Origin of the sequence: Mesobacillus selenatarsenatis SF-1, from assembly GCF_000813125.1 — a bacterium.
Classification (GTDB): domain Bacteria; phylum Bacillota; class Bacilli; order Bacillales; family Cytobacillaceae; genus Mesobacillus; species Mesobacillus selenatarsenatis.
In genome coordinates this window covers 1-18256 of record NZ_BASE01000127.1, presented here as the reverse complement: position 1 = coordinate 18256, position 18256 = coordinate 1, and the positions used below count along the sequence as shown (strand labels likewise).

Annotated in this window: 17 protein-coding genes and 1 riboswitch; of the genes, 11 read left to right on the top strand and 6 right to left on the bottom strand. The window is 42.3% G+C overall.

Annotation, left to right across the window (positions count from 1 at the left end; translation table 11 throughout):
* Nucleotides 1–53: 53 nt before the first annotated feature.
* Entirely contained in the window at nt 54–1541 is a 1488-nt protein-coding gene (gene dacB, locus TY49_RS22305; protein WP_041968090.1) for a D-alanyl-D-alanine carboxypeptidase/D-alanyl-D-alanine endopeptidase, read from the bottom strand.
* Nucleotides 1542–1656: 115 nt separating this feature from the next.
* Between dacB and TY49_RS22300 the strand changes: the two genes are divergently transcribed.
* On the top strand, nt 1657–1857 hold the full coding sequence (locus TY49_RS22300; RefSeq protein WP_041968089.1) for a hypothetical protein: 201 nt from the start codon (nt 1657–1659) through the stop codon (nt 1855–1857).
* Between the two features lie 302 nt (nt 1858–2159).
* Here TY49_RS22300 and TY49_RS22295 read toward each other — a convergent pair whose 3' ends face one another.
* The 3 genes from TY49_RS22295 to TY49_RS22285 are packed head-to-tail and all read right to left on the bottom strand — an operon-like array spanning nt 2160 to nt 5863.
* On the bottom strand, nt 2160–3290 hold the full coding sequence (locus TY49_RS22295) for a Ger(x)C family spore germination protein (protein ID WP_041968088.1): 1131 nt from the start codon (nt 3288–3290) through the stop codon (nt 2160–2162).
* The gene (locus TY49_RS22290; RefSeq protein WP_041968087.1) at nt 3274–4386 is read right to left on the bottom strand and encodes a GerAB/ArcD/ProY family transporter; all 1113 of its coding nucleotides are present in this window, start codon (nt 4384–4386) and stop codon (nt 3274–3276) included. Before TY49_RS22290 ends, TY49_RS22295 begins: the two co-directional genes overlap by 17 nt.
* Nucleotides 4373–5863 carry a spore germination protein gene (locus TY49_RS22285; RefSeq protein ID WP_156972752.1) on the bottom strand — a complete coding sequence of 497 codons (1491 nt, stop codon included), beginning with the start codon at nt 5861–5863 and terminating at the stop codon, nt 4373–4375. The genes TY49_RS22290 and TY49_RS22285 overlap by 14 nt, the downstream gene beginning before the upstream one ends.
* Nucleotides 5864–6026: 163 nt before the next feature.
* Between TY49_RS22285 and TY49_RS22280 the strand changes: the two genes are divergently transcribed.
* From TY49_RS22280 to TY49_RS22240, 9 genes are all read left to right on the top strand, one after another.
* A complete protein-coding gene (locus TY49_RS22280) occupies nt 6027–6368 on the top strand; it encodes a metal-sensitive transcriptional regulator (RefSeq protein ID WP_041968086.1) in 342 nt (113 codons plus the stop codon).
* Between the two features lie 57 nt (nt 6369–6425).
* Nucleotides 6426–6571, top strand: a riboswitch (FMN riboswitch).
* A 147-nt stretch (nt 6572–6718) separates the two neighbouring features.
* Entirely contained in the window at nt 6719–7801 is a 1083-nt protein-coding gene (gene ribD, locus TY49_RS22275; protein ID WP_041968085.1) for a bifunctional diaminohydroxyphosphoribosylaminopyrimidine deaminase/5-amino-6-(5-phosphoribosylamino)uracil reductase RibD, read from the top strand.
* 12 nt (nt 7802–7813) lie between these two features.
* The gene (gene ribE / locus TY49_RS22270) at nt 7814–8470 is read left to right on the top strand and encodes a riboflavin synthase (protein WP_041968084.1); all 657 of its coding nucleotides are present in this window, start codon (nt 7814–7816) and stop codon (nt 8468–8470) included.
* An 11-nt stretch (nt 8471–8481) separates the two neighbouring features.
* Nucleotides 8482–9675 (top strand): bifunctional 3,4-dihydroxy-2-butanone-4-phosphate synthase/GTP cyclohydrolase II, encoded by a 1194-nt coding sequence (locus tag TY49_RS22265; protein ID WP_041968083.1) that lies wholly within the window; start codon nt 8482–8484, stop codon nt 9673–9675.
* 34 nt (nt 9676–9709) lie between these two features.
* Nucleotides 9710–10180 (top strand): 6,7-dimethyl-8-ribityllumazine synthase, encoded by a 471-nt coding sequence (gene ribH, locus TY49_RS22260; protein WP_041968082.1) that lies wholly within the window; start codon nt 9710–9712, stop codon nt 10178–10180.
* A 207-nt stretch (nt 10181–10387) separates the two neighbouring features.
* Nucleotides 10388–11590 carry a S1C family serine protease gene (locus tag TY49_RS22255; RefSeq protein WP_041968081.1) on the top strand — a complete coding sequence of 401 codons (1203 nt, stop codon included), beginning with the start codon at nt 10388–10390 and terminating at the stop codon, nt 11588–11590.
* Between the two features lie 12 nt (nt 11591–11602).
* On the top strand, nt 11603–12481 hold the full coding sequence (locus TY49_RS22250; RefSeq protein ID WP_232310507.1) for a peptidylprolyl isomerase: 879 nt from the start codon (nt 11603–11605) through the stop codon (nt 12479–12481).
* Between the two features lie 354 nt (nt 12482–12835).
* Nucleotides 12836–13645, top strand: a complete 810-nt coding sequence (gene zupT / locus TY49_RS22245) for a zinc transporter ZupT (protein WP_041968080.1) — start codon at nt 12836–12838, stop codon at nt 13643–13645.
* A gap of 260 nt (nt 13646–13905) precedes the next feature.
* Nucleotides 13906–15147 carry a S8 family peptidase gene (locus TY49_RS22240; RefSeq protein WP_041968079.1) on the top strand — a complete coding sequence of 414 codons (1242 nt, stop codon included), beginning with the start codon at nt 13906–13908 and terminating at the stop codon, nt 15145–15147.
* A gap of 580 nt (nt 15148–15727) precedes the next feature.
* Here TY49_RS22240 and TY49_RS25580 read toward each other — a convergent pair.
* Nucleotides 15728–16126 (bottom strand): CAP domain-containing protein, encoded by a 399-nt coding sequence (locus tag TY49_RS25580; RefSeq protein ID WP_369390659.1) that lies wholly within the window; start codon nt 16124–16126, stop codon nt 15728–15730.
* Nucleotides 16123–16854: a CAP-associated domain-containing protein gene (locus TY49_RS25575; protein WP_369390657.1), complete on the bottom strand. Its 732-nt coding sequence runs from the start codon at nt 16852–16854 to the stop codon at nt 16123–16125. The genes TY49_RS25580 and TY49_RS25575 overlap by 4 nt, the downstream gene beginning before the upstream one ends.
* 224 nt (nt 16855–17078) lie before the next feature.
* Between TY49_RS25575 and TY49_RS22230 the strand changes: the two genes are divergently transcribed.
* Nucleotides 17079–18074 (top strand): hypothetical protein, encoded by a 996-nt coding sequence (locus TY49_RS22230; RefSeq protein WP_041968078.1) that lies wholly within the window; start codon nt 17079–17081, stop codon nt 18072–18074.
* The last annotated feature ends 182 nt before the right edge of the window (nt 18075–18256 follow it).

The window sequence follows — 18256 nt, the reverse complement described above, 5'->3', positions numbered from 1 at the left end:
TAAAAAGATACCCTTATGCAGTCCAATCCATCCACATAAGGGTATAGTAATTTCTACAAAGGTTGCCTCGAGAGTATCCTGACGATTTGATCCTCAACCTTCCTTCCTTCTCGGTCATCCAGCAGGTTATTCAGCAAAACGGAAAAAATAAGGGTTTCACCACTGTTTGTTTTTACGTAGCCTGCTAGCGTACTTACACCTGTCAGTGTCCCTGTTTTAGCGGATACTCGGCCCTTAAGGTGCTCTTCTTTCAGCCTATTACGCATTGTTCCTCCGACCATTCTGAGCTCAACTCCGGCAACTGGAAGTGAATGCTGGAAAGCAGGGAACCATTTCTCCTTTTGTGCAAGGTATAGTAGTTTTGTGATTTCATTGGCTGGAATGAGATTAGCGTGAGAGATTCCGGATCCGTCCCGCAAAACAAGCCGGCTGGTGTCAATACCGATTCGGGAAAGCTCAGCAGCCATAACCTCAAGTCCTTTTTCCCAGCTTCCTTCACCATGAACGAACTTGCCCATTTCCTTAACAAGCACTTCAGCATGTCCGTTATTGCTTAATTTCATGAATGGTATCATCAGGTCTGCAAGCGGCATAGATTTATGAGAAATTAACCTAGTCATTGTCTCCGTCGAACGTCCCGTTATAATTTTCCCAACAACTTTTATCCCATGATCTTCTAATGACTTTTTAAAAAGACTTCCTGCATACAGGGAAGGCTCCCAGACGGCAACCCATTCTCTTTCTTTATGAGCGCCAGCCGGGATCGTTCCCCTTACTAAAATACTATTCGACCCATGCTCTCGTTCAATTATTATGTCATGTTCTCCTTCAGGATCTACTGTTACCGTTTCATTTAAGATTTTTACATAATCGGTTTCAGGTTCAAGTGAAATGTTTGCTGCTTTTCCCTTCTTGCCTGGTAAAATATTGACAATAACAGTGGCTGCATCATAATCCAGGTTTGGCGAAGCAGTAAGGGCAGAAACCTGGGCTCCATAATATTGATGTTCGTCATTCCAGGTAAGGTCTTTAGAATACCGGACATCATCATACCAGCTATCATCAGCCACTAAATCGCCAGAGACCTTCTTGATTCCCTTATTCTTAAGTTTTAGTGCAATTTCATCCAAGTCTGCTGGAAGCAGAGTCGGATCACCCATTCCTTTTAGAACAAGGTCACCCGCAAGAGTCCCGCCGTCAATTTCTCCATCAGCCAATACTTCGGTTGTAAAGCGGTATTCTTCCCCCAAAACCGAAAACGCCGCTGCAGCTGTAAACATCTTCAGCACCGAAGCAGGCTGCAACCGAGTATCCCCTATATGCTCGTACAAAAGCTTTCCATCTTCGGCAGACCTGATGCTGACACCAACCAAAGCTCCATCAAGTACCTGCTCTTTTGTTAGCAGCTTACCTATTTCTGTGGACAACTCACCACTTGGCTCAACAGCCCTGGCCGGAGGTTCTTCAGTATGAAAAAACGGAATGATGGCTATGATGATAACGAGTGAAAATATGATGATTGCTGTAGATTTTTGTTTCAATGTTTTTGGACACTCCTTTCATTTCTCAACTGTATTCGACAGTAAATTTCCCAATAACCAACTAGTAGAGTCTATGATATTGTTTTAAATAATATAAGGTTCAGGAGGGAAAAAAATGTACCGATATTTTTGGAATACCTTACTCATTCTAGCCATCGGAGCAGGATTTTACTTCTATGCCCAACTAATTTTTTCAAAGGTGACAGACCCTCTGTACGGAGCATTGGCCATATTGATTGGATGCCTTTTTGCTGCGGGAGTGTCATGGGAGATTTTTGCTTTTGGACAGCCAGCAGGAGAGAAACGAGAAATATAGCAGTTATATAAAAAACACTCTACGTGATTCGTCGATAGAAATGACGACTCATGTGGAGTGTTTTTGGGTTATACGGAATCTGCACTTAGGTCGTTGATCTCTTGTGAAATATTTTAAATATCCCTCCTCAACAACTTAATTGGCGCGAATTAAGAGGGTGGTAAAGATTTCAAGGCTGTTTTCGCATTGATTGTTGCTTTTCATACATGTTCTAGTACCCTCATTAATAGGGGTATCGAGGTGGCTCGTGATTAATACTTTTACTTTGGGTATCGAAAGCAAAAAAGTCTATGAAAAGAGCCTTACTCAATGATGCCATGGCCGATGATTTCCAACTCGACATGAGGGATGATAGCTACGTTGACGTATTCCTTTTTCCAATCCACCTGCTTCCAATAGTCAGGGTAATGTGCGATTAGCATTCTTCCAATTCCAAAGCTGTCGCTGTTTGCTTCCTGAAGAACTTTAATCGCTGCTACAGCATCATTGGTCAGCATTTCAGACAGTTTCTTATTCAATTTTGCAATTTCCTGTTTTTTGTAGAGCTGGTTCCTGGGATAGTAGGTAATCTCAATTTTTAAACTTAAATTAATATTAGCAATTACCCTTTGCCTTTTTACCTTCACCTCTAATGTTTCCTTCGCTTTTTTTACGTTAAAAGAAACAAAATTTTGGGGCATGAAATTATCGGTTTCACTTTCTACTATTTTTTTGGTGAACTTTGGTGACTTACCTGCATTGCCATCCAACAATAGGAAAATAACTGCCTCGTCCCCGGTAAGAACCCTTCCTGTGAATTTTCTTTCGTTAAATAAGGCAACCCCCTCGGCACTGGCCGTTTTCCCATCCTCTGCAGCCCGTAGGTAGGGTAAAACAAAGTCTTCTCCAGGGTCAAACATCTCCGCGCAAATTGATTGGATATTTTCTTCGGGTATGAGAGAAGCAATTTCCTGGCTCTCTAATAAATCAAATAGGTAAGAACTAATTTTCTCTTCCTCTGTTTTTAATCTCAGCAGGTCCTTTGCCATCCCCTCAGCAATGACTACTTTGGCGCTCAAGGAACTTTTTGGATCTCGATAAAATAAATCTAGTACAGAATATAAATCCTTTCTTGCGAGTTCATCTCCTATAATTAAAACCCTTAGTTTTGATGCTTCAAAGATTTTATCTGTTTTCCTGTCTATGTCCCATCGTGCCTCTCTTGGTGTATTCCCAATTCCTGATGTAACGGTATGCCCTTTAACCGTTCCGCCTCCTTGATCCTTGTTAATGATTGGGGATGTAAGTTCATCAAGTATTTTTCCGTCAGGTGTCAAATCGAAGCTGGCTGCCATGAATAATTTTACATCCTTCAATAAATGCTGATCCCAGCATGCACTTAGCAGTAACGTGGTGACTAAAGCAGGAATGCTTATTTTAAGAATTCGAATCATTGGCCTCACATCCTTGTTCGGATTTTTTGAACAGGAAGGAAACGATGAGCATAAAGGAGGGAAACAGGATAAAAATAAAACTGGTTTTCGGAATATAGCTGCTCATGTAATCAATAAACTGTATATCAAACTCTGGTAAAAAAGAAATGCCAAAAATGATAAATGCAAAATAGTACACGAGCCTTCGATGTTTTATCTTATAAAAGAGCTTACTGCCTGTTTTAGCGGCTAGGAATAGATAACTGCCGAAAGAAGTAAATACAAGGAAAATCCAAATTGACAGGAACAGTAAATCCGTTCGCTCAATGATTTTGAAGGTATATGATTTTAAGATATATAGCAGCGGTTCTGGCAGTATTTTTATTTCCTCTGGGCTAAAGTAAATGAAACTGACGACAACCAAATAGGTATAGAGGATGGTAATGAATAAGTTAGCAAAAGAAACCGCCTTGAATTTCTGCCGATTCGTTCCTGATACCATTGGAAAAGTAAGAAGGATGATTTCAAACCCGAGCATAGACAGGACGGCATCTTTACTACCAATTACGATATTCTTGATGCCAGCCTGCCCAATAGGGAAAATATAATAAATATTCGCATCCTTTAACGTATAGGAAACAAGCAGCACAACCAAGATGACAAGCGGTGTGACGAGTGTATAAAACCGTGCCAGTATTTTCAGTCCGTCTACGCTCAAATAAATTCCAGCCACCACAAGCAAGGCACAGATTACCCAGTTTGGAGTATGTGGAAGGATCCACCGGTCGACAATCCTGGCATAGAGTACAAGAATCAGGCTCCCTACACTGATAAAATAAAGTATATAAAAAAGGGTGATAAGCTTCCCGATTTTCTTGCCAAACAGCAAACCTGCGATATCAAGGATATTCCGTGACTTGAATCTTTTAAAAAGCATGAAATAGACGAATAAGACTCCCTGAAGCAAAAGGCCAGCCAGAAGAACCGATATCCATCCATCTGAATGTACGGAGTTGTGCATGACATATGGAAGCGAAAGGACACCTACACCCAGCTGTGTCTGGATGATCAAAAAGAAAAATTGCTGATATGTGATCATTTCTTTATCTCGGTTCATTTTTCTTCCACCCTCTAGAGTCCCGTTGTCTCTTGATGTTTACAGTAAGGGAATTACGCGGACGCTCATCCATCTTCCAAAGTGGCATTCTCAGAAATGTATCTTTAAGGTCCCTGACTTGCAAAGGAGCCAAGGGCGAAAAGTATGGAACTCCAAAAGATTCAAGCTTGCATAATTTAATAAAGACAAAGATTAATCCAAAAGTCAGCCCGACAAAACCCAGTATAGAAGCCATGATCATTAAAGGAAACCGGATCAGCCGGACTGTTGTACTCATCTCATTGGAAGGGACGACAAACGCGGATATCGCAGTGAGGGCCACGATGACAATCATGATATTAGAAATTAGTCCCGCACTTACGACAGCATCGCCGATGACCAGACCTCCCACGATGCCGATGGTTTGTCCAATTGGCTTAGGAAGCCTGATCCCTGCTTCTCTGATCAATTCAATCGTAATCTCCATGAAGAAGGCCTCCAGAAGTGGAGGATATGGAATGCCCTCTACAGATCCCTTTAAAGGGAGAATCAATTCGTGTGGAATCACTTCAAGGTGATAAGCGATAATCGCAATATAAAAAGCCGGCAGTGTAATTGCGATAAGAAAACTGACATACCTAAGCATTCGGATAAAAGTAGAAGGTATCCACCTGCTGTTATAATCATCCGAAGACTGATAAAAGGCAAAAAAAGTGACTGGCAAGATCAAGGCTGTCGGACTGCCTTCGCCAATGATGATGATTCGGCCTTCCATCAAATTCGCCATAGCTCTGTCTGGCCGCTCAGTGTTGATGAGCTGCGGAAACAAGGAGAATGGGTCGTCTTCAATGAACTCCTCTATATAGCCAGGGCTTAATATCATGTCGGTAGAAATGTAGGAGAGCCTTCTTTCAACTTCTTTAACTATTTTCTCATCAGCAATGCCTTTCATGTAAATGACAGCTGTTTTGGTCTTTGTCTTATCACCTAATTCGTGATACTTAACCTTGAATTCGGGGCTCTTAATCCTAAGCCGCAGCTGACTGATATTCGTGTCGAGGTTTTCGACGAAGCCATCATGCGGGCCACGGACCACCCCTTCATTAACCGGTTCTTGAATGGAACGTTGGAGGTCCTTTGGAAATGAGAATAGCCACGCTTCATCACGCTCGCATAAGAACAGAACATTGCCGCCATTTAAAATACCGCTGATAAGTTTATCAGGGTTATCCACCTTTTTTCCATTTAAAGATTCCAGTTCATCCGGGATTCCCTTGAAATCCTCCAACAATAAGGGGATTAATAAGTACTCTTTGAGTTTTTCTTCTGAAATCAGTGTTTCAAGGAAACAAAATAGTAAGGTAGTATTATCCCTTTTAAATTCCAGCTCTTTAAAATCTTCGGTATGCTGGAAGGCAGCTTTAATTATTTGATAACCGCTGCAAGGAACTTCCTTATTCACACTATTTGAAGTTGGCAATCGGAATTTCTTCATCATCACACCACTTTTTTATGTGCAATATCAAACTTGCATATTGAGTCCGTTAAAATAGTTATTCCTTTTAAAACGTTTAATATGTAAAAGGTGATAGCGAATTTGCGATTATTTACTATGTGAGGGTATGATAAAATAAGCTTAAAAGATAATAGGGGGTTTTTAGATGGACATTTTAGAACCCGAAGTGAACCCATCTGAATGTGGTGACAGCTGTTGCTCATCAGAACGAAAGAGCCATCACTCTGAAAAAACGAAAAAGAATCTCGTGACGAGATTGAATCGGATAGAAGGACAAATTCGCGGCATTAAAGGTCTGATTGAGAGAGATACGTATTGTGACGATGTCATCACGCAGATTTCAGCAACACAGGCTGCTTTGAACAGTGTGGCCAAACTTCTGCTCGAAGGCCATATGAAATCATGCATTGTCGAACGGATTCAGGAAGGCGACAATGAAGTGGTTGATGAGCTGTTGACTACGATTGAGAAGTTGATGAAAAAATAAAAGGTTGTTTTGTTTTTCATTTAACTTAAAGTTCTGTATAATCAACTTTAACTTAATACATTCCTTCGGGGTCGGGTGAAATTCCCAACCGGCGGTGATGAAGCTTTTGCTTCTTAGTCCGTGACCCGGTTAACATTTGTTAAACGGTGGATCTGGTGAAACTCCAGGGCCGACAGTTAAAGTCTGGATGGGAGAAGGAAAAAAACGAGGATTAAAGGAACGGGATAAATATGCCCTTTTTTAACCCTCTAATTTGCCATTGCCTTTTTTAGGACCCCGAAGCAATTTTGTTTCGGGGTCTTTTTATTTTTCAAAAACCCGAAGGAGATTTTCAGAAGGGAGGAAGCAGGGTGAACGATCAGGACTATATGGCACTAGCCATCAATCTCGCCAGTGCAACTGAAGGACAAACCTCCCCGAATCCCCAGGTTGGTGCTGTTCTTGTAAAAGACGGCAAGATCATTGGCATGGGTGCCCATTTGAAGGCTGGTGAACACCATGCTGAGGTGCACGCAATCTCCATGGCCGGTGAAAAGGCTGAAGGAGCCACATTGTATGTAACCCTCGAGCCATGCAGTCATTTTGGAAAAACGCCGCCATGTTCGAATTTGGTTATCGAATCAGGCATCAAGAAAGTCTTTGTGGCATCTGTCGATCCGAATCCGCTTGTTGGCGGAGCAGGGGTGAAAAAGATGCTCGAGGCAGGCATAGATGTCCAGGTTGGGTTAATGGAGGAAGAAGCAAAGGCACTGAATAAAGTATTTTTTCATTACATAAGCACTGGCTTGCCTTATGTTACGTTGAAGTCAGCCACCAGCCTTGATGGAAAAATCGCTACCGTGAGTGGAGAGAGCCGGTGGATTACAGGAGAAAAGGCAAGGAAGGATGTTCATCAGTTTCGCCATACACATGACGCGATTTTAGTAGGCGTCAATACCGTTATAAAAGATAATCCGAGCCTGACGACCAGGCTTGAGTCTGGAGGGAAGAATCCGGTCAAGGTCGTTTTGGACAACACTCTTCGCACCCCGCTGGATTCAAGGATCGTAAATGACAGAGCTGCACAAACCATTATCGTGACTGGAGCACTGGCAGAACCTGAAAGAGTAGAGCAATTTACTGAGCTAGGCATTGAGATTATCAAGCTGGAAACTGAGAAAATTGGGATTCATGACATGCTGAAAAAACTGGGAGACCGGGGCATCACTTCTGTCTACGTAGAAGGCGGAGCCGAGGTTCATGGCAGCTTTTTAAAAGAAAAGGCCTTTCAGCAAGTGATCACCTATATCGCTCCAAAGCTGCTCGGCGGGAAACATGCTCCGGTGGCATACGGAGGCGAAGGCATTGCCCGGCTTGAGGATACAGTTCCTTTAGAAATTAAGGATGTCAAACAAATTGGCCAGGATATCCGGATCATCGCTGAGCCGGTATAGAAGGAGGTTTGTATGTTTACAGGGATTATAGAAGAAATCGGGACAGTCGCCAATATACAGCATAGCGGCGAGTCATTTGTCCTGACAATTGATGCAAAAAAAGTGCTGGCAGATGTCAATCTTGGAGACAGCATTGCTGTTAACGGAGTATGCCTGACCGTCACCTCTTTTACCGAAAACAGGTTTACCGTTGATGTCATGCCGGAAACGGTCAAAGCATCCAGTTTGAAAACGGTAAAAAGAGGATCGAAGGTAAACCTGGAAAGAGCGATGGCAGCGGGCGGCCGGTTCGGCGGGCACTTTGTCGCCGGCCATGTGGATGGAGTCGGGGTCATCAAAGGAAAGAAGCAAATAGAAAATGCCGTTTACTATGAAATTCAAGTGGATCCTGAATTGCTGAAATATGTCATCATGAAAGGTTCTGTCGCTGTTGATGGTACAAGCCTGACTGTATTTGGGATATCGGAAGACAGCTTGACTCTATCCCTCATTCCGCTCACTTTACAAGATACAGTGTTAGGTTTCAAGGGTACAGGTGATATTGTCAACATTGAATGTGACATGATTGGCAAGTATGTAGGGCATTTTTTGAGTAACCAGTTTTCGTCAGCTCCAAAACGAGGCAACAATATTACAGCCCAGTTCTTAGAGGATAACGGGTTTATGTGAGGGTGATGTAAATGTTTGATCCAATTGAAGAGGCTATATATGAACTTATGCAGGGAAATGTAGTCATTGTTTGTGATGATGAAGACCGTGAGAATGAAGGGGACTTCATTGCTCTGGCAGAGAAGGCGACACCGGATGTCATCAATTTCATGGCAACACATGGCCGGGGATTGATTTGTGTGCCAATTGAACAGGATATGGCCCAGAAGCTGGATTTAATGCCGATGGTATCACGGAATACGGATCCACACGGCACGGCTTTTACCGTCAGTATCGACCATAAGTATTCAACAACTGGGATTTCTGCTTTTGAACGCTCGGCAACTGTATTGAGCATGCTTGACCCAGAATCAAAGGCCGCTGATTTTAAAAGGCCCGGACATATTTTTCCGCTTGTTGCCAAGAAGGGCGGAGTACTAAGGAGAGCCGGCCATACAGAGGCGGCTGTCGACCTGGCTAAATTAAGCGGTGCCAAGCCTGCCGGGGTCATTTGTGAAATCATGAATGAAGATGGCACCATGGCCAGGGTGCCAGAGCTGCGCAAAATTGCAGACCAGTTTGAGCTGAAAATGATTACAATCAAGGATCTCATTCAATATCGTAATCGGAAGGACCAGCTAATCAACAGAGAAGTCGAAATCAATCTTCCTACTGAGTTTGGAATCTTCAAGGCAGTCGGTTATTCAAATGTAGTAGATGACAAAGAACACATCGCTCTTGTAAAAGGGGAAATCGATCCCGATGAACCCGTACTGGTAAGGGTCCACTCCGAATGCTTGACAGGAGATGTGTTCGGTTCCTTCCGCTGTGATTGCGGACCTCAGCTTCATGCAGCATTAAACCAGATTAACAAGGAAGGCCGCGGTGTCCTCCTGTACATGCGCCAGGAAGGCAGAGGCATCGGTCTGATGAACAAGCTTCGTGCGTATAAACTTCAGGAAGAAGGCTATGACACCGTAGAGGCCAATGCAAAACTCGGCTTCGGTGCCGACCTGCGCGAATACGGAATTGGAGCCCAAATCTTGAAAGACCTTGGTATCAAGCAAATTAAATTGCTGACCAACAACCCAAGGAAAATCAAAGGGCTTAAGGGCTATGACCTGGAAGTAGTCGACCGGGTGCCAATCCAGATGCCAACAAGAGAAGAAAACGAAAATTACTTAAAAACAAAGCACAGCAAGTTAGGCCATTTACTTAATTTTTAATCGTAATTAAACCATATAATTGGAGGAATAGGATATGAACAAAACTTTTGAAGGTAATTTAGTAGGAACGGGTCTTAAAGTCGGAATCGTAGTCGGGCGCTTCAATGAATTCATTACAAGCAAGCTTTTGGGCGGCGCGCAGGACGCGTTGAAAAGACACGGGGTTGAGGAAAGCAATGTCGATGTTGCCTGGGTTCCAGGTGCATTCGAAATTCCATTGGTCGCGCAAAAAATGGCTAAAAGCAATAAGTATGACGCGGTCATCACATTAGGAACAGTCATTCGCGGTTCCACTCCACACTTCGATTACGTATCTAATGAAACAGCAAAAGGCGTATCAGCTGCAGCGATGAATTCAGGTGTTCCAGTCATCTTCGGGGTATTGACTACCGATACAATCGAGCAGGCAATCGAACGTGCTGGCACTAAAGCTGGCAACAAAGGCTGGGACGCTGCAATGTCCGCGATTGAAATGGCTAATTTGATGAAGAATATTGAAATGTAATAAATTTTGAAGCTGCCGGCATCCTTGTCTGCAGCTTTTTTATTGGACAAAATTAGCCCCTCGAGTCCCCAGGGAATGTCTAATTCATAATTCTACCTTTAACAAAAAATCTTCCCCATATTTTAAAAACCTCGCCGCAGTTTGTTAATAATTTGTTCATAATTTCTGGTTATGATGAAGACAAGTTAGAAGCGAGGAGGAAAAAACATGAACGAATTTGAACAGCATTCCCGATACCAGGAACCGGTACCGGTCAAAAAATCAAATAAATTCAAAAGCATAATGTCCACTGTTCTGGCTGGGGTAGTTGGTTCGGCGATTACACTTGCATCGGTGAATTTCATAGAAACAGACGCAGGTAATCAGCTGCAGCCTCAAACAGAATCAGTCACAGAAAATAATTCAAATATCGTCACGACACAAACCTCAGCTAAAAGCTCTGGATCGATTGCTGATATCATTGAAACTTCATCAAAATCAATTGTCGGCATCACTAATATCCAATCGCAAAGCAATCCATTTTCCCAAAGCCAGGGCAATGTTGAGAGCGGATCTGGTTCTGGGGTTATTTTTAAGAAAGAAGGAAGCAATGCTTTCATCGTCACAAACAACCACGTGATTGAAGGTGCTTCAAAGGTTGAGGTCTCCCTGTACAATGGTGAGAAAGTCGATGCAGAAGTGGTTGGAGCAGACGCATTGACTGATTTAGCGGTAGTCAAAATCGATGCAGTTAAAGCAGCGGATGTCATCGAATTTGGTGATTCATCTGTGTTAAGGGCTGGCGATCAGGTGATGGCCATCGGCAACCCGCTTGGCCTGGACTTATCGAGGACTGTGACTCAGGGAATCGTTAGTGCCGTAGACCGTTCAATCTCTGTGCCAACCTCTGCAGGGGAATGGGAAATGAATGTCATCCAAACGGACGCGGCCATCAATCCAGGCAACAGCGGCGGTGCGTTAATCAATACGGATGGAAAAGTGATTGGCATCAACAGCTTAAAAATATCGCAAAATGGCGTTGAAGGCCTCGGGTTTGCAATCCCAAGCAATGAAGCTTTGCCAATCGTCAACCAGCTGATTGAAAAAGGAAAAGTAGAGCGTCCATATTTAGGTGTAAGCCTTGCTGATCTGGCGCAAATTCCAGATATGTATCTAGACAACCTGCCAGAGAACGTGGACTCTGGGACGATGGTTACCTATGTTGACCCTAATTCCGCGGCTGCTGCTGCAGGACTCCAGGAACAAGATGTCATCGTGGAAATCAATGATGAAAAAGTAGGGAATGCAAGTGATCTAAGAAGATACATGTATACGAAACTTGAAACTGGCGATAATGTCGAATTGAAAATATATCGTGACGGCAAGCAGCAAACTTTAAAGGTAGCATTGTCTGCTGCTAATGCAGAATAATGGAGGGGAATAATGATTTCTTTTATGAAAAATAATAAACTCTTAATGGTATTTACAGCGGTTTTCTTAGGACTTCTCTTAATTTTTGCAACAGCTTTTACCAAAACAGAAACTGCAGCGAGCATTGATGGGGAGAAAATCACCAAGGAAGAACTGAATACGAAATTGACAGAAATGTATGGTGCAGATATATTGGACTCCTTAATCACAAACAAAGTGATTGAAATGGAAGCTTCAAAAGAAAAGGTAAAAGTGACCGGGAATGAGATAGATGAAGAGCTTACAAAATTGCAGGAATCATATGGCGGCGAAGAAGCATTCGCTTCGGCACTCGAGCAAAACCAGGTTTCAATGGACAAAATCAGGGAGGACATCGAAATTTACCTGCTCGCAGAAAAAATGATCGGATCTTCCATTGAAGTGACTGAAGAGGAAATGAAGACATACTTCGAGGAAAATAAAGATTCTTTTGACCAAAAGGAACAGGTGAAGGCGAGCCATATACTAGTAGAAGATGAGGAAACGGTCAAGAAGCTTAAGGAAGAGCTAGATAATGGAAAAGACTTTGCTGAATTGGCAAAAGAATATTCTACAGATTCATCCAATGCGGCTAACGGTGGAGACCTTGGATATTTCGGAAAAGGAGAAATGGCTGAGGAATTCGAGAATGCTGCATTCGGAATGGAAGTCGATTCAATTAGTGAGCCGGTAAAAACAGAGTTTGGCTACCATATCATCAAGCTTATTGATAAAAAAGCAGCTAAGGCTGCAAATTTTGATGATCATAAGGAAGAAATTAAGGATTTGTTATTCGACCAGAAGATCCAGGCACAGTACCCAAACTGGCTAGAAGAGAAAAAAGCAGAATATGAAATTAAAAGTTATCTATAGTTAGTTATTGAGCCTCTGCAGCGTTTTGCAGGGGTTTTTTTATGAAAAATGGCGCGAATTATAAAAATTCTAAAATTATTTAGTTGCAGGTCAAGTTTCCTTTGCGATAAAATGTTGACCAAAGGAAACTTTTTAATCTCAATGCATATATTGTTTTTAGTAAAAGGAATCCTGCACCCTAAAAGTTGACCAAAGGAAACATTTTAGTATTCGACCATCATTTGGTCATAAAAGTGCCCAAAAGTTTCGTTCGTGAAACAAATTTCGTGTAGTGGCATAAATTAAAAATTATCGTTTTCTTTTATGAAAATTTTACAGGGCAGGCTCAAAATTTATATTCAAAGGAGAATAAAAATGACAGATGAAATTTTATTCGCATTTGGTTTGACGTTGTTTGCAGGTCTTGCCACTGGGATTGGCAGTATTCTTGCCTTTTTCACATCCCGGACCAATACTAAATTTCTTTCAATAGCACTTGGTTTTTCAGCGGGTGTGATGATTTATGTGTCGATGATTGAAATCTTTGTCAAAGCGAAGGATTCACTTGTGTCTGCGATGGGCGTGCAATTAGGCAACTGGGCAACGGTCGGCGGTTTTTTCGCGGGTATCCTGTTAATCGCCTTGATCGATAAGTTCATACCTAAGCAGGGAAATCCTCATGAACTGAAAAAAGTCGAGGATATGAATGCTCCTTCAAAACCTGCCACCGATGCTGCCCTGCTGAAAATGGGAACATTCACAGCGCTCGCGATCGGGATACACAATTTCCCTGAAGGAATCGCTACCTTCACCTCGGCCATCCAGGACCCGGCTTTGGGTGTGGCGATTGCCATCGCGATTGCCATCCACAACGTTCCTGAGGGAATTGCCGTTTCCGTACCGGTCTATTTTGCGACTGGCGATAAGAAGAAAGCCTTTAAACTATCATTTCTGTCAGGTCTTTCCGAACCGATCGGCGCACTTGCAGCATACCTATTCTTAATGCCATTCCTGAATGACATTATGTTTGGCGTCATTTTCGCGGCCGTAGCGGGCATCATGGTATTTATCTCACTTGATGAATTACTGCCGGCGGCAAAAAAATATGATGAATCACATCTAGCTATTTACGGTTTAATTGCCGGGATGGCAGTAATGGCCGTCAGCTTACTGCTATTTATTTAAAATACAAGTGTGTAATATCCTATTATTTTCCAACAGATAAGAGTGACCTGTAAAAAAATGGTCACTCTTTTTAGTTCCTTTGATATTGGGAAAATTTCAAAATGGTACTATATACATGTGAAATTTATGTAAACGTGTATTTATACCTGATTCTAAAGACTCAAAAATGATTAGTTTAGCATATTGTTAATATCAGAATATTTTAAATATAATAGATTCTGTAAAACCAGCAACACCATAAAATGCAGAGGAGTGGTTGAATGAAAAAGAAGAAAGTACTAGGAGCCGCACTATTAAGCATGACAATGGGTTTATCTATGTTTACGGCTGGGGCATTTGGCCAGGCGCCAGAGGCACAGGATTCTTACCGGGTATTAATTCAGGGTCCAAAAGCTGAACAAGCAAAGGCAAAGGATCAGTTCGGAAAAAGATGGGATTTCGGAGCGAACGGTTTTACAACTACAGTTAATGCAAAGCAATACCAGGCACTACTTAAAAATAAGAATCTTAATGTAGAAACTGTTTCCCAGGTACAGCTGGAAGCTAAGCCGAGTTCTGACGCTCAGGCAGCGCCAACCGATCAGACACCATGGGGAATGGAAGCAATCTATAATGATAGCAATCTACAGGCAACATCTGGTGGTAACGGTGTTAAGGTAGCGGTTCTCGATACTGGAGTTAACGTGAACCATACTGACTTAGCTGGAAGCGATGAACAATGTAAGGACTTTACACAGAGAAAGTCACCAATCGTTAATAACTCTTGCTCCGATAAAAATGGCCATGGAACTCATGTTGCAGGAACAGTTCTGGCTCATGGCGGAACAGGTTTGGGAATATACGGAGTTGCACCAGAAGCAGACCTCTGGGCTTATAAAGTGTTGAATGACAGAGGATCAGGCTATTCTGATGATATCGCGGGAGCAATCAGGCATGCTGCGGATGAAGCAGCACGAACAGGCTCAAAAGTGGTCATTTCGATGTCACTTGGATCAAGCAGCAAGAGCACGATGATTGCTGATGCTGTTGATTATGCATATGGAAAAGGCGTTCTCGTAGTTGCAGCAGCTGGAAACAGCGGGCCAAATGCAAATACTATTGGTTACCCAGGTGCCCTTGTCAATGCAGTAGCAGTTGCTGCTTTAGAAGATGTCCAGGAAAACGGTACATACCGTGTAGCTGACTTCTCATCCCGCGGAAACCCGCAGACAGATGGTGACTATGTCATCCAGGAACTTGACGTGGAACTGTCCGCGCCAGGAAGAGCAATCGAATCAACCTGGTATGACGGTTCATACAACACAATTAGCGGAACATCAATGGCAACACCGCACGTTTCCGGATTGGCAGCGAAAATCTGGGCTGCAAATCCAAGCATGAGCCATACACAACTTCGTGCTGAGCTTCAGAACCGTGCAAAAGCTAACGATATTCTTGGCGGATCAGGAGCAGCATCTGGTGATGACTATGCTTCAGGATTTGGATTCCCGAAAGTGAAGTAAATTATAGTGAGAAAACCGCTCAATCGACTATCGATTGAGCGGTTTTTGGTTCTGTCGTGATAAATGGAAGGGGACTCGTTGAGATGTAGGAGGATCTGCCGAGATAAATGGGAGGATTTCGCTAGGATGTGGGCTGATTTGCACAATAAAGGACCGCTGCATTCCGCTGAATAATTTGACGAATTGGAAAAAAACGCACAGAATTTCCAGTTCGCCAATAAAATTCGATTATCGCCAATAAGTATGTGAATTTCGCCAATAAAATTTGAAAGTCGCCAATAAATTCTTGAAATCGCCAATAAAATTGTGAAAACCGCCAATAAAAGGATTCAATGATTGAAAAAACATGAAACTTTCTCAAGATTTCAAAGTAGATCTTGCCTGTTAAAAGGGATTGATTCAATATTATAGCGAAAATCTGAATTTAATAGCGAAAAAGAAAATTTTATAGCGAAATTCAATTTTTTGTAGCGATTTTTTGATGTTTATAGCGAAATTCAACTTTTTATAGCGATTTGGAAATTATCCGCGATTTGTTCCAGCTTTTCTACAAAAAAAAAACGAGCCAATCTGACTCGGTTTAAAACTTCCTTTTACTATAAAAATTCTCGGTAAAATAAGGCTCATGCTTCGGTCCGAATGCGACGCCTACACCTAGCAGTTTAAAGTCAGACTTCAGGATATTTTCGCGGTGCCCGAGTGAATTCATTAGGCCTTCATGAGCGAAGATGCTGCTGAACTGTCCATATGCGAGATTCTCCCCGGCTACCGAAAACGCAATATCATCCTCTTCCATCCTGTCAAAAGGTGATTGTCCTTCAGGGTTCGTGTGGCTGAAATATGAGTTTTCCGCCATATCCGCGCTGTGCTTGCGGGCTGTTACTCTAACTTGATCGTCCCACTCAAGAACACCAAGCCCGTGCATGACCCTCGAAGCATTGGTCAGGTCAAACAGCTGGTATTCAAATCCTTCCTTCAAATCCTCACTTGCCTCCGTATAAAAGCCCGCCTTGCTTTGTTCAAGTTTTCGCTGACCATCTGGATTGCCGTCACGGTGTTGTTTTTATGTTTATCATAAAAAACCGTAACATAGCTGTCATCCAAATTATAGACGTCATAGTCCTGGTCCTTTTGAAACTGGTAATAGACAAGTCCTTTCCTTATTTCGCTAAGCGGCTCCCCTAGTGTCTGACGGACTGTTTCCTTTGGAGCACCATACTTGATTCCATTTTTAGCCGCAACCAAATCCTGGTTTGTATACAAAGCATTCACAACCCCATCTTTGTTGTATGAAACCATAATGAAGTTTTGGAAATTCTCATGATAAGCATGCCACTCAGTTCCGTACTCATTCATGGTAACCCGTTTAGTGGCGCCAAGCTGAGCTTCTACATCACCCTTTGCATCACCAATGCCAATATTATGGATGGTGAATGTTTTTTCAGAAGGTGTTTCCAGCTCGGGCTTAGCCACTTTGGGTAAAAGGTTTTGCTCATCCTGCGTCAATTCTTCCTTTTTCTCATTAAGCTGCCATATCAGCTGATTAATCCCGCTGTTCACCGTTTCCAATGCTTTGCTGAGTTCGGGATTTTCTTTTAACTTATCTATTTCAGTATTTAAATTTTGAAAATCTTTTTCATTCGTTAAAAATGGCCATGCAAAGTAAAGCAAAGCCCCTAAAATCAAGAGGGAAAATAAACGTCTCAAGAGTTTTCTCACCATCCTTAGTTCCTTATCACCAATATACCCATTAATACTTGATTAAAAAAGCATACTAGCATGGTGACAGGGCAAACTTTGTATAGTAAAACTATCCAAAGTCATGTTTTGTGAAACCATTCACATAATGTTCATAACTCTGTTGCTAATATCTTATAAGTCAGTAGTATTATTACTATCTAGATAGTGTTTATATGCCAGGAGGTTTTATAGTGAAAAAACTGTTACAAATCATCATTGGATTAGGATTTATTCTGACCCCTTTTTATACAAATGCTCACGTAAAGTGGTTTACCGAAGTTGCGCCAAAGAAAGAAAGTATAGAAAATATATTATCGCCGTTATTTATGGGTCTTGCCTTACTGGCGGCAGTTGTTCTCGCTTCATTGACTATAATTATTCCAAAAATGGCTCAAATGCCGCTAATCAAAAAGTGGGATGATTACCTTTCAGGCTTCCGGAAATATTCCAGATATTTATTGAAATACGGAACGGCAGTTGCCTTGATTATCCAGGTCACAAACGGTACCTTGTTTGCACCGGAGTTCCAATTAGACAGCACCTTGTTGACGGTTTTAGCGTGGGTCACGATTGGCCTGCTCCTTGTTCCGCACCATATCGCAACAAAATTAGGGGCATCCATTTTACTGATCCTATTCATCATGGTCACTGTAAAGCATGGTATTTTTTATATGCTTGATTACGGTTTTTATGTGGCTATCATCGGCGTACTGCTTGTCGGCAGCACTAAGCTTGAAAACGTTGGCTTCCCATTCTTATATTTGGGGACAGGACTTTCATTATGCTGGGTCGCCGTTGAAAAATGGGTATACCCAACCATGTCGCTGGATATCGTCGCAAACCACCAGGTACCTACCTTCGGCTTTGAACCAGCAGCTTTTATCGTCATGGCCGCTTTTGTAGAATTCGTAGTCGGCTACTTGCTGGTAGTTGGTATCCTGAATCGAGTGTTGGGTTTCGTTGTCACAACAATTTTTATTTTAACGACAATGTTGTTCGGTTTTACTGAAATCATCGGCCACTTCATGATTCATATCGTCTTGATCATCTTCATCATTGAAGGCGTATCCTTCTATAATCCGCCAATTAAAATGCACAAAACAAGAGTGGACCAATTCATCTTTATATTCTTGAACTTCATTTTCGTCTTATCGACTTTTGTGTTGATTTATTATCGATTTGCTTAAGCAGCCTCAATGGGGCTGTTTTTTTCTTTTTAGAAAGAAATATAACTTTACACTTCGAGAATTGTCCAGCTGCAGCGCCTAGCCAGTTTTCATCCCCGATAGTACTTCCTTGAGTATCTTGCGAGAAGCGTTAGCTTTGAGCAGCTCGAGACGCTTGTCTAGTGTCGCCTCCTAGAAACTCC